Genomic DNA, 14,584 nt, shown 5'->3' on the forward strand with positions numbered 1-14,584 from the left:
GTACGGGATCGTCTGTGCTCACCCGTCCAGTCTGCCTTAGTCGGTGCGACCGAACTCACGTCGGGTCCGACCGCAACGGGTCGGTCAGCGAGCGGGCTTGGGGCAGGACGGGTGCGCCCCCGCGGCCACCAGATCCTTGACTGCCGTGCGCGGATCGCCGCTGGTGACCAAGCCCTCGCCGACGAGGACGGCATCCGCGCCCGCACCCGCGTACGCGAGCAGGTCCGCGGTCCCGCGGACTCCGGACTCGGCGATCTTGACGACCTCGGTCGGCAGCCCGGGGGCGATACGGGCGAACGTGTCGCGGTCCACCTCGAGGGTCTTGAGGTTGCGCGCGTTGATGCCGATGACGCTCGCACCCGCCTCGAGGGCCCGGTCGGCCTCCTCCTCGGTGTGCACCTCCACGAGGGCGGTCATGCCGAGGGACTCGGTGCGGTCGAGCAGCGACGCGAGCGCGTCCTGCTCGAGGGCGGCGACGATCAGCAGGATCACATCGGCGCCGTGCGCCCTGGCCTCGTGGATCTGATACGGGCCGACGATGAAGTCCTTGCGCAGCACCGGAATCGTCACGGCCGCACGCACGGCGTCGAGGTCCGCGAGCGAGCCGCGGAAGCGACGCTCCTCGGTCAGCACGCTGATCACCCGGGCACCGCCCTGCTGGTACGCCAGGGCGAGCTCGGCCGGGTCCGCGATGTCCGAGAGCGCGCCCTTGGACGGACTGGCGCGCTTGACCTCGGCGATGACCCCGATGCCGGAAGCCCGCAGCGCGGCGGCGGCGTCGAGTGCCGCAGGAGCGGCGGCCGCGGCCGCCTTCACTGCTGCGAAGTCCAGAACGGATTCACGGGCTGCGACGTCTGCACGCACCCCGTCGAGAATCGAATCGAGAACCGTCATCGTGTCCCGAGTCCTTTCTGGGCCGTTGCCGTGTGAGCAACCTCATCGGATTGGGCAAGCCTAGAGGGCGCCACCATATTGACTAACGGCGGGTGTCTGTGCCTCCGGCAGGCTCGGGTCCGTCCTGGTCGTTTGGCCCGGCCACGTCGCCCGCGGTCGGGTCCTCCCCCGCGTCCAGTGCGTCCCAGAGCATTCGCTCGCTGAGTGGTTCCTTCGAGGTCGCCGCGCGGCTGCCCGCCTCTTCCCTGCGGGCGGCGGGGGCCGCGTACTTCGACGACAGCCCGGCGCTCACACCCGCCTTGCGGATCAGCGCGACCGCGGCGACGAGGGCCGTGACCCCACCCAGCAGTACGAGGACCGCGGGCAGGGTGAAGGCCTCGGTCGCGGTGACCTCCGCGCGGTCGGGCAGCTCGGCGAGCCGTCCGGCCTTGTCGTCGTCGACCCCGCCGATCAGCAGGGACGCGGCAGGCACGATCGCCGCGACCGCGACCAGCGCGACCAGCAGCCCGACCACCCGCAGGGCCCAGCCGCGCACGGCGAAGGAGGCGGCGATGGCCGCGACCAGCGTCAGGGCCAGCGGGGTCGTCGCGGCCGCCCAGGTACCGCCGATCAGCTCGCTGGTGCGCGCACCGCCGAGGCCGTCGAACGACTCCACCCGGACCCAGGTCATCCGCGAGGACGCCCACAGGCACAGCGCCGCGACCGCGAGCAGCAGCACCGGCACGGCGGCCGCGGACGCCCGCCCCGTTGCGGGCGCGGTGGCCGGGTCCTGGTCCGGTTCCTGCTCAGTCATCCGTGCCACCCACGGCCCGGAGCGTGCCCGCCGCCGCGATCGCGCTGAGCACCGCCATCGCCTTGTTCTTCGCCTCGGTGTCCTCGTACACGGGGTCCGAGTCCGCCACGACGCCCGCACCGGCCTGCACATAGGCCGTGCCGTCCTTGATCAGCGCGGTCCGGATCGCGATCGCGGTGTCGGCGTCGCCCGCGAAGTCGAGGTATCCGACAATTCCCCCGTAGATGCCGCGGCGGGTCGGCTCGAGTTCGTCGATCAGCTCCATCGCGCGCACCTTCGGCGCCCCGGAGAGGGTGCCGGCGGGGAAGCAGGCCGTGACGGCGTCCAGCGCGTGCATGCCCTCGGCCAGTCGGCCGGTGACCGTCGAGACCAGGTGCATGACGTGGCTGTAGCGCTCGATGTGCCGGTAGTCGTGCACCTTGACGGTGCCCGGCTCGCACACCCGGCCGAGGTCGTTGCGGCCCAGGTCCACGAGCATCAGGTGCTCGGAATTCTCCTTCTCGTCCGCGAGCAGGTCCTTCTCGAGGAGGATGTCGTCCTCCTCGCTGGCGCCGCGCCAGCGGGTGCCCGCGATCGGGTGGGTGGTCGCCACGCCCTCGCTCACGGTGACCAGCGCCTCCGGGCTCGATCCGACGATGGAGAACGCGGTCTCGCCGTCCTCGCCGGGGACGTGCACCAGGTACATGTACGGGCTCGGGTTGGACGCCCGCAGCATCCGGTACACGTCGAACGGGTCGGCGTCGGTGTCCATCTCGAAGCGCTGCGAGAGCACCACCTGGAACGCCTCGCCGGCCTCGATCTCCGAGATCAGGCGCTTCACGTCGGCGCCGAAGTCCTCGGTGGTGCGCTGGCGGCGGTAGTCGGGGGCGGTCTTGGTGTAGGTGGACACGGTGGACGGCGCGGGCGCGGTGAGCGCGTGGGTCATCGCGTCGAGCCGGGCGACGGCGTCGTCGTATGCCTCGTCGACCCGCTCGTCGGTGCCGTTCCAGTTGACGGCGTTGGCGATCAGCGTGATGGCGCCCTCGTGGTGGTCGACGGCGGCCAGGTCGGTGGCCAGCATCATCACCATCTCGGGGATCTGCAGGTCGTCCGTCGCGTGGCTGGGCAGCCGCTCGAGCCTGCGGATGATGTCGTAACCGAGGAAGCCGACCATGCCGCCGGTGAGCGGGGGCAGGCCGGGCAGCCGTTCGGTGCGCAGCAGTTCCAGGGTCTGACCGAGCGCGGCGATCGGGTCGCCGCCCGACGGCGCGCCTGCCGGGACGTTGCCGAGCCAGCCGGCCTGCCCGTCGACCACGGTCAGCGCGGCGGGGCTGCCTGCGCCGATGAACGACCAGCGCGACCAGGAGCGGCCGTTCTCCGCGGACTCCAGCAGGAAGGTGCCGGGCCGGTCGCCCGCGAGTTTGCGGTACGCGGACAGCGGGGTTTCGGAGTCCGCCAGCACCTTTCGCGTCACCGGGACCACGCGATGGTCGGCCGCGAGGGCACGGAACTGCGCCCTGGTGGTGGTGTGTTCGTCCGCATCGGCGACGGCGACTGCGGGCTGGACGGTGGTTGACTCGCCGGACATGCCGTCCATCATCGCAGGCGGAGCGACTGGGGACAGGTGGTGGCCCCGCCTACAATGCGGACCGGTCCATCGGTCGGGGCAGCGGCTCGAGTGCGCCCGCTTCGCGCAGTCGTCGGTATGCCCGGACCACGTCGCCGACCTCCCCCGGTGCCGCGATGCGCATCAGCACTCCCCCGGTCGAGCTCTCGCGCACCGCCTGCACGTCGTCCGGCAGCAGAGCCGCGCGGCCTGCGGAGAGGTAGCCGAGACGTCCGACGACCGGATCTCCGATCGCGAAACCCGAGTCCTCCAGCGCGTCGAGCACGTCGTCGTCGGTCACATCGCCGAAGTCCGGCTCCCACGCCCGCGCGACGGCCGCGAGAAGGTCGGTCTCGGGCACCGGGGCCTCGGCAGGCGCATCGACCGCGATCACGATCGACTGCAGCAGGAACTCCGGGGCGCCGCCCGCCAGTGCGCTGACCTCCACCTCCCAGCGCGAGTCGCCCGCGGTGGCAAGCCGCAGTCCGGTGCCGATGACGTCCGACCAATCGTCGGCCGATTGTGCCGCGCGCAGGGCCGCCAGCAGCGAATCCCGGTTCGCCGGGAGGTCGGTCTCGGGGCCGGACCCATGAATGTGCCGCCAGTTCCACGGCGCGCCCGGCCCACACGGTGGACCTGCCGCAGGGAGCATCAGCGCGAGCTGGTCCAGAGTTGTCATCCAACGTGCGGCGAGCGCATCGACCGACTCGGGCCGAGGACCCCAGAAGCCCCGCACCACCCTCCGCATCCGCTCCCCCATGTCCCTGTCGTCCGCCGCACGCAGGCTAGCCCCGAGGCGCCGGGCAGCGCACGTTGTAGCCTCACCCGAATGCAGACCGGACAGCAGGCCCCCGACTTCTCGCTCCCCGATCAGGACGGCACCGTCCGGACCCTGAGCGAACTGGTCGCGGGCGGCCCCCTCGTGCTCTTCTTCTACCCCGCCGCCTCCACCCCCGTGTGCACGGCCGAGGCCTGCCACTTCCGCGATCTGGCGGGTGAGTTCGCCGCGGTCGGCGCGACGCGGGCCGGGATCAGCACCGACACCGTCGACAAGCAGGCCTCGTTCGCGGCGGCGCAGTCCTTCGACTATCCGTTGCTCGCCGACGTCGGCGGCGTGGTCGCCGAGCAGTTCGGCGTGCGCCGCGGGCTGCTCGCGAAGCTGTCGCCGGTCAAGCGCACCACCTTCGTCATCGACACGGACCGGACGGTGCTCAAGGTGATCGCGAGCGAGCTGCGCGCGAACACCCACGGCGACCAGGCCCTGGAGTTCCTGCGCAGCCGCAACACCGCGCTGGAGAGCTGAGCCCGCCTAGGCGACCTGGATGGAGCGCTTGGCCAGGCCCATCCAGAACCCGTCGATCACCTGCGAGGGCACCTGCTCGGGGTCGCTGGACGCACCGAGCGTGACGAACAGCGGGGCGAAGTGCTCGATGGTCGGGTGCGCGTAGGGCATCCCGGGCGCCTTCGCGCGGAAGTCGATCAGCGCGTCCACATCGGCGGCCGCGAAGCGCTCCCCTGCCCAGGCGTCGAACTCGGCGGACCAGCCGGGCGCCTGCGCGGTGGGCGACGGATCGCGCAGGAACGGCAGTCCGTGGGTGGTGAATCCGGATCCGACGATGAGCACGCCCTCTTCGCGCAGCGGACGCAGTCGTTCGCCCAGGTGCATCAGCCGCTCCGGGTCAAGGGTTGGCAGCGAGATCTGCAGCACCGGGACATCGGCATCCGGGTACATGACACTGAGCGGCACGTAGGCGCCGTGGTCGAGACCGCGGCCCTCCCGGTGCGCGACCGGCTCGTTGTCCGGCATCAGCGCGGCGACCTGCCGGGCGAGGTCGGGGGCGCCGGGCGAGCGGTAGGTCGCCTCGTAGTACTTCCGGGGGAACCCACCGAAGTCGTAGGTCAGCGGGGTCCCGGTGGCGGTGGACCCGATGGTGAGCGGAGCCGACTCCCAGTGCGCCGAGACCACCAGGATCGCGGTCGGGCGCGGGAGCCGGCCCGACCAGGCCCCGAGCTGGGAGACCCACAGCTCGTCGTCGACCAGCGGAGGCGCGCCGTGGCTGAGGTAGAGCGCTGGCATAGCGTGATCGCTCATAACGACTCCTAATATTGAAGCTTCAAGTATCTTGAGGAGTCAACGTAGCAGCACGACGAATACCGATGGAGGTCGCGATGACGCGGTGGTTGAGCGCGGAGCAGCAGCAGGCCTGGCGTGAGCTGGTCAACGTGATGACCCGCATGCCCGCGGCGCTGGACACCCAGCTGCAGCGCGACTCCGGGCTGACGCACTTCGAGTACTTCGTGCTCTCGGCGCTCTCCGAGGAACCGAACCGACGACTGCAGCTGAGCGCGCTGGCGAATGCGGCGAACGCCTCACTCTCCCGGCTCTCGCACGTGGTGACCAAGCTGGAGAAGGTCGGCTGGGTGCGTCGCGAGAGCATAATCGGCGCCCGCGGATCGCTGGCCGTACTCACCGACACCGGCCTTCAGAAGGTCGTCGAGGCGGCGCCCGGCCACGCCGAGACGGTGCAGGCGCTGCTTTTCGACGGACTGGACGAGCGGCAGGTGCGCGAGCTCCTCACCCTCGGCACGGCGATGGTCGCGCAGCTCGACCGCGGCCTCGCCGCGGGCAACGGCCAGGCCTGAGAGCGGGGTCAACCCAGCGGGACCCCACCGACGCCCCAGTTCTCCCGCGGCACGTCGGTGAGGGTGACCCACACCTGGGCGGGGTTCTTTCCAGTGGCCTCGGCGTATGCCTTGGTGACGGCCTCGATGGTCGCCTTCTTCTGTTCGGTGGTGAGTCCGGGCGTCTGGCTGATCTGGATCAGTGGCATAGGAAGAACTGTGCCACAGGCTTATTCAGCCATCTATTCGACTCCACGCCGCCAGAAGGCTTTGGTTCACCCTTCTCGCGTCTGCGTGTTCTTTCCAGTCGCGCCGCCGTTGCGAGCTTCGATCGCCTCGACGGACCTCCTGAACGGCTTTCCCAGTACGCGGGTACCAAAGACTCCGAGCACGCCCGCGAGAAGCCGTCCCCTGAGGTTCTTGCCGTCGCGGACAATGACCGCATCCACCTCGGTCTCACCTGTGGGCTGCTGCGTGATCGTGTAGGTGTGGCCCGAGGCACCACCCCACAGGTTGGAGTCCGTTGTCGTCATCACGACGTGATGGGGGTCGGTCCAGTCGTAGTGCAGCGTTTCCCAGATGCCGTTCGAGCCCTCCGTGACGTCGGCGTCATGGGGGCCTTCATGATGCACCTTGAGGTAGCTGTCTGCGCTGTTGCCGAAGATTTCCTCGCGACCCGGCCCGAAGTCGGTGAGGCCGGCGAGGACCTGCTCGGGCGTCGCGGCGGTCGTCTGGTGGAGATGGATCGTGGTCATGGCACCTTCCTTGACACTGGGATGATCCGCTCCGGTCCTGAAGGCCGGGGAGGTGACATCTCCAGCACACCACGCGTCGTGGTGGGCGTCCAGGGTCAGCCCATCTCGGCGTGCTGGTAGCACCACCGCCATGCCTCGCCGGGCTCATGCGATCGCATGACGGGGTGTCCGGTCTGCTCGAAATGCGCGGTCGCGTGCCGGTGAGGGCTCGAGTCGCAGCACCCGACGTGCCCGCAGGTGAGGCACATCCGCAGGTGCGCCCAGTTCTGTTCGCCGAGCGCCGTGCATTCCTCGCAGAGGCCGGGTGTGCGCGGCTCTGGGTCCGGCCCTGTGGCCGCCGCGAGTTCGTCGCAGGACTCGGCTGCGGCCGGATCCGGGGATCCGACACGAATGTGGTCGGCCGCGCGTCGGAGAACTCTCTTCATCACCTCTCATCCTGCATGCTGCAGGGTGGGATATCTACACATCCGACCGCTGGGACGGAGACCGCCGTGAACGTGGCCCTGCTCGCCGTCGCGGTGGCGGCGCTGCTCACCGCCGCCCTCGCGCGCCGCTTGAACTGGTCGGCACCGCTGCTGCTGGTCCCGGTCGGACTGGCCGGGTCGCAGATCCCCGGACTTCCCGACACCGCGCTCGACCCCGATCTCGTGATGTTCGCGGTGCTACCGCCGCTGCTCTACTCGGCCGCACTCGACAGTTCCTCGCTGGCGTTGCGCCGCAACGCGCGTGCAATCGGGCTCCTCGCGGTCGGGTTGCCGCTGGCCACCACCGCCGCCGTCGGGATCGTCGCGTACCTCACCATTCCCGAGTTTCCCCTCGCCGCCGCGCTGGTACTCGGGGCGGTCGTGGCTCCGCCGGACGCGGTGTCCGCCAGCGCGATCGGACGACGCCTCGGCCTGCCCCGACGGATCATGACACTGCTCGGCGGCGAGAGCCTGCTCAACGACGCGACGGCGCTCACCGCCTACCGTGTCGCGCTCGCCGCGGCGGTCGGAACCGGTGTGACCCTGCTGGAGGGAGTGCGCACCTTCCTCGGTGCCGCGGTCGGCGGCACGCTGATCGGCCTCGGGTGGGGATCGTCGTCGCCGTGATCCGTTCGAGGCTCACGGACCCGGTGATGGAGAGTGCCATCGGGCTCGTGGTTCCCTTCGTCGCCTACCTGGCGGCCGAGGAAGTGCACAGTTCCGGGGTCATCGCGGTCGTTGTCGCCGGCCTGTACCTGGGCCAGCGGTCGACCCGCGCCGGATACGCGACCCGTCTGCAGGACACCGCGGTGTGGAAGGCAGTCGATGTCGTCCTCGAATCGTTCGTCTTCCTGCTGATCGGGCTGCAACTGCCGAGCGTTGTCCAGGGGCTCCACGGTCGCAGTGTGGCCGAAGTCATCGGAGCGTCCATTGCAGTGCTGGTCACCGTGATCGCCGTCCGGCTGCTGTGGGTCTACCCCGCGACCTACCTCCCCCGTCTGCTGTCGGCGCGGATCCGCGAGCGGGAGCCGGCGCCGCCTCCCCGCGGGGTGTTCGTGGTCGCGTGGTCCGGCATGCGCGGTGTGGTCTCTCTGGCCGCGGCCTTCGCGATTCCACTCACCGTCAATTCGGGCGCCCCCTTCCCCGGGCGCGACATGATCCTGTTCATCACCTTCGCTGTGGTGGTCGGCACCCTCCTCCTGCACGGGCTGACCCTGCCGTGGCTGATCACCAGACTGGGGGTCGACAACGAGGAAGAGCGCCGTAAGGACGCGCTGGCGCTGGCCGCTGCGCAGGACAAGGCCGCACGGGCCGCGACGGAGCTGCTCGACAGCCTCGTCGCAAACGCCGACGGGGACCCCGCCGCCGTCCGTGAGCGGGCCGCAGAGATCCTGCGTACGTGGAGCGAGCACCGCGCCCACGCGGCATGGGAGCGGCTCGGGCGCAGTGAAGCCGAGTTGGGCGAGAGCCCGTCCGCCGCATTCCGCGCACTGCGCCTGCAGATGCTGGATACAGAGCGAGTCGTCTTCGTCACTGAGCGTGACAACGGACGAATTGACGACGAGGTATTACGACAGGTGCTGCGCGAACTCGACCTCGAGGAGGCAACCCTGAACCGGGAGTAGGACCGGGCTTTCCCGGCTGAAAACGCTGTCGGCGACGGAACCCCAACGCCAGCAGCCTCGGGTCGGGTGGCGCGGGCTGCGATTGGCGCTCTCGGGAAAACAAGGAGCCGCCAACCGCAGGCCCAGGGCGGCATACTGGAAGGCGGTGTGGCGAACGGCAGCCGCGAATGGGAGACCGATGGTACAGCCGGCAATTCTCAGCGTCGATGACGATCCGAGCGTGTCCCGCGCCATCGTGAGGGACCTACGCCGCAACTACGGCGAGAAGTACCGGATCATCCGAGCGCAGTCCGGCGAGGAGGCACTCGCCGCGCTCAAGGAGATGAAGCTGCGGGGCGACCCGGTCGCGGTCCTGCTCGCCGACTACCGGATGCCGAGTATGAGCGGCATCGAGTTCCTCGAACAGGGCATGGACCTGTATCCCGCGGCGAAGCGTGTGCTGCTCACCGCCTATGCCGACACCGATGCCGCGATCGACGCGATCAACGTCGTCGATCTCGATCACTACCTGCTCAAGCCGTGGGATCCGCCAGAGGAGAAGCTGTACCCGGTGCTCGACGCCCTGCTCGACGCCTGGGTGACCTCCGATCGCAAGCCGGTGACCGAGACCAAGGTGGTCGGGCACCGGTGGTCGGCGCGGTCCTCGGAGGTACGGGAGTTCCTGGCGCGCAACCAGCTTCCCTACCGGTGGTACATGTCCGACGAACCGGAGGGTCAGCGTCTGCTCGAGGCCGCGGGGGCTGACGGCATGTGTCTGCCCGTGGTGATCACATGCGACGGGCATGCCCTGGTGGAGCCGAGCGACTCGGAGCTGGCGCATCACGTCGGTCTGGCCACCACCCCCGCGTCGGACTTCTACGACCTCGTCGTCATCGGCGGCGGACCGGCCGGGCTCGGCGCGGCCGTGTACGGGGCATCCGAGGGTCTGCGCACCGTCCTGATCGAACGCACAGCCACCGGTGGGCAGGCCGGGCAGAGTTCCCGGATCGAGAACTACCTGGGATTCCCGGATGGCTTGTCCGGAGCTCAACTGGCCGACCGGGCCCGCAGGCAGGCCGCCAAGTTCGGCGCCGAGGTGATCACCACTCGGGACGTCGTGGCGTTGGAGGTGAACGGGTCCGCGCGCACGGTCCGCTTCGCCGACGGCGCGTCGCTCGACGCGCACACCGTGATCCTGGCGACAGGGGTCTCCTACCGGCAGCTGTCGGTCCCCGGACTGGGCGAGTTCACCGGCCGCGGGGTGTATTACGGATCCGCGGTGACGGAGGCCGCGCGGTGCAGCGACCAGGACGTGTACATCGTCGGCGGCGCGAACTCGGCTGGTCAGGCCGCGGTCTATCTCGCCAGGGGTGCGCGCTCGGTGACGATCGTGGTGCGGGCCCGATCGCTGGACGACTCCATGTCGCACTACCTGATCCAGCAGATCAGACAGAACCCGAGGATCGTGGTCCGGGCGTGCGCGGAGGTGGTTGGTGTCGAGGGTGACGACCATCTGGAGCGGATCACGTTGCGCGACAACACCACGGGCCGCACCGAGACCGTCGACGCGCACTGGCTCTTCCTGTTCATCGGCGCGGCGCCGCGCACCGACTGGCTCGACGGCGTGGTGGTGCGCGACGACCACGGGTACGTCCTCTCCGGTCCGGACCTGGTCGTCGATGGCAAACGGCCGCGCGGTTGGGAACTCGACCGCATGCCCCAGCACTTGGAGACCAGCGTGCCCGGCGTCTTCGCGGCAGGGGACGTGCGCTCGGACTCCGCGAAACGGGTCGCGTCCGCGGTGGGAGAGGGAGCAATGGCAGTGATGCTCGTGCACCGATACCTGGCCAAGCCGTGACCTCCGAACGAGCGTTCACGGCGGAGGAATTGCGGACGCTGTTCCTGTTCGAGAAGCTCGACGACGAGCAGCTCGGGCAGCTGAGCCGCGCCGGGCGACTCGAGGTGCTCGAGCCGGGCCCGGTGTACCGCGAGGGCGACCCGGCCACCTGCTTCTACGTACTCATCGAGGGCGCGGTGGTGCTCACGAAACTCTCGGGCGGTCACGAGGTGGAGATGGTGCGCACCTCTCATCGCGGCTCGTATTCGGGCGCGTGGACCGCCTACATGGGCGACCGGGTACCGCAGCTCTACAGCGCATCAATGGCCGTACCCGAGCGTTCCACCTTCTTCGTCCTGGACGCCGGCGACTTCGCCCGGTTCATGGAGGAATGGTTTCCGATGGCCCTGCATCTACTGGAGGGGCTGTTCTTCGGCAACCAGAACTCCCGCGAGATCCTCGACCAACGGGAGCGGCTACTCGCACTCGGATCCCTGTCCGCCGGACTCACGCACGAGCTCAACAACCCCGCCGCGGCCGCCGTCCGGGCCACGGACTCGCTGCGGGACCGGGTCGCCGGCATGCGGCACAAACTGGGAATGATCGCCTCGGGGGCCTACGAACCCGCCACCCTCCATGCACTCATCGAGATCCAGGAGGAGGCCGTGAGACTGGTCGCCAAGGCTCCCACGCTGAGCCCGATGGAGGAATCGGACCGCGAAGAGGCATTGAGCGAGTGGCTCGAGGAGCACGGCATCGCCGGCGGGTGGAACCTCGCGCCGAACTTCGTGCAAGCCGGCCTCGACGTCGCCTGGCTGGAGCGGGTCGCGGCCGCGACCTCGCCGTCCATCCTCGGGGGCGCCGTCGCCTGGCTGAACTACACGATCGAGACCGAGCTGTTGATGAACGAGATCTCGGACTCCACCACGAGGATCTCCTCGCTCGTCGGCGCCGCCAAGCAGTACTCGCAAATGGACCGCGCCCCGTTCCAGGTCTCGGACGTGCACGAACTGCTCGACAGCACACTGGTCATGCTCAGCCGAAAGATCGGCCGCGACATCGACGTGGTCAAGGAGTACGACCGCACCCTCCCCCGCATTCCCGTGCATGCTGCCGAACTCAATCAGGTCTGGACCAACCTCATCGACAACGCGGTGGACGCCATGGGTGGCCGCGGCACCCTCGCCATCCGCACCTACCGGGACGGCGACTGCCTGGCCGTGGCCATCGGGGACACCGGACCGGGCATCCCCGACGAGGCCCGCGACCGCATCTTCGAGCCGTTCTTCACCACGAAACCGGTTGGGGAAGGCACCGGGCTCGGACTCGACATCTCGTGGCGGATCGTCGACAAACACCGGGGCGACATCCGTGTGGAATCGAGGCCAGGACACACCGAATTCGTCGTCCGCATTCCGCTGGCCGGACCGGAGGGAGAACGCGATGAGCAAGAACATCGTTCGGTTGATGGAGGAGAACCTCCTGGCGGTGTTCAACGAGCGTGACCCGCAACGGCGCCTCACGGTGGTACGCCGAAACTATGCCCCCGACGTGCGCTGGTCGGACCCCGAGGAGACGGTCGTCGGCCAAGATCGACTCCACGAGAAGGCGCAGGAACTGCTCGAGGGTCCTTTGTCGGGCTTGACGTTCACGCAAGCCGGCCCGGTCTACCAGACCGCCAACCTGGGCCTCCTGGCCTTTCACATCGTCCCGCTTGATCGAGCGGGCGCCGGATCGAGTGCGCCACTGATCTCGGGGTACGACGTCGCCATTGTCGAGGACGACGTGATCGCGCAACTGTTCACTGTGATAGCCAACGCACCCCACTGAGCAGACACTGGGAAACGCCGCCGCTGGGGCCACTCGCACCAGATCAGGAGATCGTGAACAGTGGCCCGGTGACGGTCAGTCCGAGATCACCAGTGTGGGCAAAGAAGGCGAACAGCATCAGTGCCGCACCGGCCAACGCGATGTCCTTGTTGAACTGGATCAACTCCATCTGCCGGGCCTGATAGTCGGATTCGGACCAGAAGTTGTGCATGATGGCCGCGGTCGGAACGAGGAAGGCCACCAGCAGGAGCGAGCCGAGATCGGCCCACACGCCGAGGAGCACGCTCAGCGCGCCCACGACCAAGAGCACACCGGAGAGCAGGACGGAGAGCTGCGGCATGGGCACGCCCTTGCCCGCGGCGTACTGCGCCATGGCCTTGGACTGGGTCAGGTGGCCAAGAGCCGATGAGAGGAACAACGCGGAGAAGAGAATTCGGCCGATGAGAACGACGATGTCCATCGTCTACCTCCAGGTGTTTGTGAGGCGGGTCAGTAGTGCGCCGGCGGCGGTTTCAGCCTGCCGACCTCAGCTCACCGACTCGGCGAGGGTGTCGCGTACCTGAGGGATCACCTTGGTGACGCAATACTCGATGTTGGTCGGGCGGTGCGGACCTCCCATCGGATTCGGTAGGCGTACACAGGGGGCGCGCATCGCAGCGCACGCCTCACACAGTCGTGATGAATCCGCCATCGATCGTCATGTCGGCTCCGGTGATGTTCGCGGCCCGGTCGGAGGCCAGGAACAGGGCCAGGTCGGCGACCTCGTCAGATGTGGTGAACCGCCCGGTCGGTGTGTCCGACACGGCGCCGTCCACGACCTCCTGCGGGCTGGCACCGCTGGCCTTGCCGATCACCTCGGCGACACCGCCTTCGCCGAGCCACAGGTCCGTCAGCACCGGGCCCGGGCTGATCGAGTTCGCGCGAATGCCCTTGGGGCCGAACTCCTTGGACAGGGCCTTGGTGAGGTTGGTGACCGCGGCCTTGACTGCGCAGTAGTCGACGATGCCGGGGTCGGGATAGAACGCGTTGACCGAGCCGATCGTGACGATCGCACCGCCACCGCGCCGGATCATCTCCGGGATCGCCGCCCTGGTGGTGCGCACCGCCGCCATCACCCGAGCGACCACGAGGCATCCCAGTCGTCGTCGGTGACCGTGACGAACCCTCCCGGACGCGGGGTGACCGCACCCGCATTGTTGACCAGGATGTCGACACCACCGAGCCGGGCAGCGGCCGCGACCAGGGCGATCGGGCCGTCACTGGTGGTCAGGTCCGCGGCCACGAACGTCGCCCGTCCGTCGGACTCGAGTTCCTCGAGGCGTGGGCTGCGGGTGCGCGATCCCGCGACGACATGTGCCCCCGCATCGGTGAGGCGCTCGGTGATCGCGAGGCCGATGCCCTTGCTCGCGCCGGTGACCACCGCGATCTTCCCATCGAGATGCAGATCCATCGCCAACCCTCTCAAGGGGTGAAACGGATACCCAGACAATGAACGCGCCGTGGTCGCAGCCTGCTATTCGCCGGTCGCCTGAGCGTTCGACTCGTCCGCCATGTATTGCGCGTACCAGTCCGGCCAGTCCGTGTCGTATCGCCCGAGTTGTTCCTCGTACTTGCCGTGTGCGGCGGCCGCACGGCGCATCGCCCCGGCCAGCGCGGCGGCGGAGGCGTAGGCGACCGGCCCCGGCGTGACGCGATCCGGCGCGCGGGTGGTGACCTCCTGCACGAACCAGCTGTTGCCATCGGGGTCGGCGAAAGACAGCCACGACCCGTAGCTCTGGCGGTTCGGGTCCGGGCCGGCGACCCGTGCTGTCGCCCCGGCGTGATGGAACACCCCGTCTGCGTCGTGGAAGACATCGCTGACCGGCGCGCCGCGGCTCGCCAGCTCAGTCCTCGCCGCCTCGATGTCGGTGACCACGAGGTGTGGGCCGTCCGCCGAACCGGGGGCGGCCGAGGTGACTCCGATGCCGAAGATGATCGAACATGGCGAGCCCGGCGGTGTCAGCTGCACCACCCGGAAGTCCGGACCCGTGGCGACGTCCGCATCCTCCCGCCACCCGAGTGCCTGGTAAAAGTCCTTGGCCCGGTCCACGTCGGAGACCGGCAACACCACAATCTCCAGCTTCGTGTCCACGGACTCGACTCCTCCCGTTGATGCCGGTCACCTGCGTCGATGTCACTGAGGTGGGCGCCCTATCCACAC

Annotated in this window: 15 protein-coding genes and 2 pseudogenes; 6 read left to right on the top strand and 11 right to left on the bottom strand. The window is 69.1% G+C overall.

Features of this window, described 5'->3' with window-relative positions; all coding sequences use genetic code 11:
- Positions 1-84: 84 nt before the first annotated feature.
- From trpC to BTZ20_RS14420, 4 genes are all read right to left on the bottom strand, one after another.
- The gene (gene trpC / locus BTZ20_RS14405) at positions 85-894 is read right to left on the bottom strand and encodes an indole-3-glycerol phosphate synthase TrpC (protein WP_077041843.1); all 810 of its coding nucleotides are present in this window, start codon (positions 892-894) and stop codon (positions 85-87) included.
- Positions 895-976: 82 nt separating this feature from the next.
- Positions 977-1,687: a TIGR02234 family membrane protein gene (locus BTZ20_RS14410; protein ID WP_083742937.1), complete on the bottom strand. Its 711-nt coding sequence runs from the start codon at positions 1,685-1,687 to the stop codon at positions 977-979.
- Positions 1,680-3,254 (bottom strand): anthranilate synthase component I, encoded by a 1,575-nt coding sequence (locus BTZ20_RS14415; RefSeq protein WP_077043717.1) that lies wholly within the window; start codon positions 3,252-3,254, stop codon positions 1,680-1,682. Before BTZ20_RS14415 ends, BTZ20_RS14410 begins: the two co-directional genes overlap by 8 nt.
- A gap of 49 nt (positions 3,255-3,303) precedes the next feature.
- The gene (locus tag BTZ20_RS14420) at positions 3,304-4,020 is read right to left on the bottom strand and encodes a hypothetical protein (RefSeq protein ID WP_077043719.1); all 717 of its coding nucleotides are present in this window, start codon (positions 4,018-4,020) and stop codon (positions 3,304-3,306) included.
- Positions 4,021-4,101: 81 nt separating this feature from the next.
- On the opposite strand from BTZ20_RS14420, the gene BTZ20_RS14425 reads away from it, so the two are divergent.
- Entirely contained in the window at positions 4,102-4,575 is a 474-nt protein-coding gene (locus BTZ20_RS14425; protein WP_077041844.1) for a peroxiredoxin, read from the top strand.
- A 6-nt stretch (positions 4,576-4,581) separates the two neighbouring features.
- Here the strand turns inward: BTZ20_RS14425 and BTZ20_RS14430 are convergent, their stop codons facing one another.
- Positions 4,582-5,364: a dioxygenase gene (locus BTZ20_RS14430; protein ID WP_083742682.1), complete on the bottom strand. Its 783-nt coding sequence runs from the start codon at positions 5,362-5,364 to the stop codon at positions 4,582-4,584.
- Positions 5,365-5,441: 77 nt separating this feature from the next.
- Between BTZ20_RS14430 and BTZ20_RS14435 the strand changes: the two genes are divergently transcribed.
- Positions 5,442-5,915, top strand: coding sequence for a MarR family winged helix-turn-helix transcriptional regulator (locus BTZ20_RS14435; RefSeq protein WP_145982300.1), 474 nt, complete (start codon positions 5,442-5,444; stop codon positions 5,913-5,915).
- An 8-nt stretch (positions 5,916-5,923) separates the two neighbouring features.
- Here BTZ20_RS14435 and BTZ20_RS14440 read toward each other — a convergent pair whose 3' ends face one another.
- The 3 genes from BTZ20_RS14440 to BTZ20_RS14450 all read right to left on the bottom strand — a co-directional run bounded on the left by BTZ20_RS14440 (position 5,924) and on the right by BTZ20_RS14450 (position 7,074).
- Complete coding sequence (locus tag BTZ20_RS14440) at positions 5,924-6,103, bottom strand: tautomerase family protein (protein ID WP_027502040.1); 180 nt, start codon at positions 6,101-6,103, stop codon at positions 5,924-5,926.
- A 66-nt stretch (positions 6,104-6,169) separates the two neighbouring features.
- Positions 6,170-6,649 (bottom strand): hypothetical protein, encoded by a 480-nt coding sequence (locus BTZ20_RS14445; protein ID WP_077041847.1) that lies wholly within the window; start codon positions 6,647-6,649, stop codon positions 6,170-6,172.
- Positions 6,650-6,744: 95 nt separating this feature from the next.
- Positions 6,745-7,074 (bottom strand): UBP-type zinc finger domain-containing protein, encoded by a 330-nt coding sequence (locus tag BTZ20_RS14450; protein ID WP_077041848.1) that lies wholly within the window; start codon positions 7,072-7,074, stop codon positions 6,745-6,747.
- A 66-nt stretch (positions 7,075-7,140) separates the two neighbouring features.
- Between BTZ20_RS14450 and BTZ20_RS14455 the strand changes: the two are divergent.
- From BTZ20_RS14455 to BTZ20_RS14470, 4 genes and pseudogenes are all read left to right on the top strand, one after another.
- Positions 7,141-8,738: pseudogene (locus BTZ20_RS14455) on the top strand (Na+/H+ antiporter).
- A 178-nt stretch (positions 8,739-8,916) separates the two neighbouring features.
- Complete coding sequence (locus BTZ20_RS14460; RefSeq protein WP_077041849.1) at positions 8,917-10,575, top strand: FAD-dependent oxidoreductase; 1,659 nt, start codon at positions 8,917-8,919, stop codon at positions 10,573-10,575.
- Complete coding sequence (locus tag BTZ20_RS14465; RefSeq protein WP_077041850.1) at positions 10,572-12,059, top strand: ATP-binding protein; 1,488 nt, start codon at positions 10,572-10,574, stop codon at positions 12,057-12,059. The genes BTZ20_RS14460 and BTZ20_RS14465 overlap by 4 nt, the downstream gene beginning before the upstream one ends.
- Positions 12,022-12,384, top strand: coding sequence for a nuclear transport factor 2 family protein (locus BTZ20_RS14470; RefSeq protein WP_223263342.1), 363 nt, complete (start codon positions 12,022-12,024; stop codon positions 12,382-12,384). Before BTZ20_RS14465 ends, BTZ20_RS14470 begins: the two co-directional genes overlap by 38 nt.
- A gap of 43 nt (positions 12,385-12,427) precedes the next feature.
- Here BTZ20_RS14470 and BTZ20_RS14475 read toward each other — a convergent pair whose 3' ends face one another.
- The 3 genes and pseudogenes from BTZ20_RS14475 to BTZ20_RS14485 form a co-directional block, all read right to left on the bottom strand.
- A complete protein-coding gene (locus BTZ20_RS14475; protein WP_077041852.1) occupies positions 12,428-12,844 on the bottom strand; it encodes a DoxX family protein in 417 nt (138 codons plus the stop codon).
- A 205-nt stretch (positions 12,845-13,049) separates the two neighbouring features.
- A pseudogene (locus tag BTZ20_RS14480) lies at positions 13,050-13,834 on the bottom strand (SDR family NAD(P)-dependent oxidoreductase).
- Between the two features lie 63 nt (positions 13,835-13,897).
- Positions 13,898-14,515 (bottom strand): VOC family protein, encoded by a 618-nt coding sequence (locus BTZ20_RS14485; protein ID WP_077041853.1) that lies wholly within the window; start codon positions 14,513-14,515, stop codon positions 13,898-13,900.
- Positions 14,516-14,584: the final 69 nt, after the last annotated feature.

The sequence above is a fragment of the Rhodococcus sp. MTM3W5.2 genome (genome assembly GCF_001984015.1).
Lineage (GTDB): Bacteria > Actinomycetota > Actinomycetes > Mycobacteriales > Mycobacteriaceae > Rhodococcus_G > Rhodococcus_G oryzae.

Bases quoted from the DNA above. Each gene is read 5' to 3' on its own strand.
- BTZ20_RS14435 (WP_145982300.1), top strand. From the start codon at position 5,442: ATGACGCGGTGGTTGAGCGCGGAGCAGCAGCAGGCCTGGCGTGAGCTG.
- trpC (WP_077041843.1), bottom strand. From the start codon at position 894: ATGACGGTTCTCGATTCGATTCTCGACGGGGTGCGTGCAGACGTCGCA.
- BTZ20_RS14445 (WP_077041847.1), bottom strand. From the start codon at position 6,649: ATGACCACGATCCATCTCCACCAGACGACCGCCGCGACGCCCGAGCAG.
- BTZ20_RS14460 (WP_077041849.1), top strand. From the start codon at position 8,917: ATGGTACAGCCGGCAATTCTCAGCGTCGATGACGATCCGAGCGTGTCC.
- BTZ20_RS14470 (WP_223263342.1), top strand. From the start codon at position 12,022: ATGGAGGAGAACCTCCTGGCGGTGTTCAACGAGCGTGACCCGCAACGG.
- BTZ20_RS14450 (WP_077041848.1), bottom strand. From the start codon at position 7,074: ATGAAGAGAGTTCTCCGACGCGCGGCCGACCACATTCGTGTCGGATCC.
- BTZ20_RS14420 (WP_077043719.1), bottom strand. From the start codon at position 4,020: ATGCGGAGGGTGGTGCGGGGCTTCTGGGGTCCTCGGCCCGAGTCGGTC.
- BTZ20_RS14415 (WP_077043717.1), bottom strand. From the start codon at position 3,254: ATGTCCGGCGAGTCAACCACCGTCCAGCCCGCAGTCGCCGTCGCCGAT.
- BTZ20_RS14475 (WP_077041852.1), bottom strand. From the start codon at position 12,844: ATGGACATCGTCGTTCTCATCGGCCGAATTCTCTTCTCCGCGTTGTTC.
- BTZ20_RS14410 (WP_083742937.1), bottom strand. From the start codon at position 1,687: ATGACTGAGCAGGAACCGGACCAGGACCCGGCCACCGCGCCCGCAACG.
- BTZ20_RS14425 (WP_077041844.1), top strand. From the start codon at position 4,102: ATGCAGACCGGACAGCAGGCCCCCGACTTCTCGCTCCCCGATCAGGAC.
- BTZ20_RS14430 (WP_083742682.1), bottom strand. From the start codon at position 5,364: ATGAGCGATCACGCTATGCCAGCGCTCTACCTCAGCCACGGCGCGCCT.
- BTZ20_RS14440 (WP_027502040.1), bottom strand. From the start codon at position 6,103: ATGCCACTGATCCAGATCAGCCAGACGCCCGGACTCACCACCGAACAG.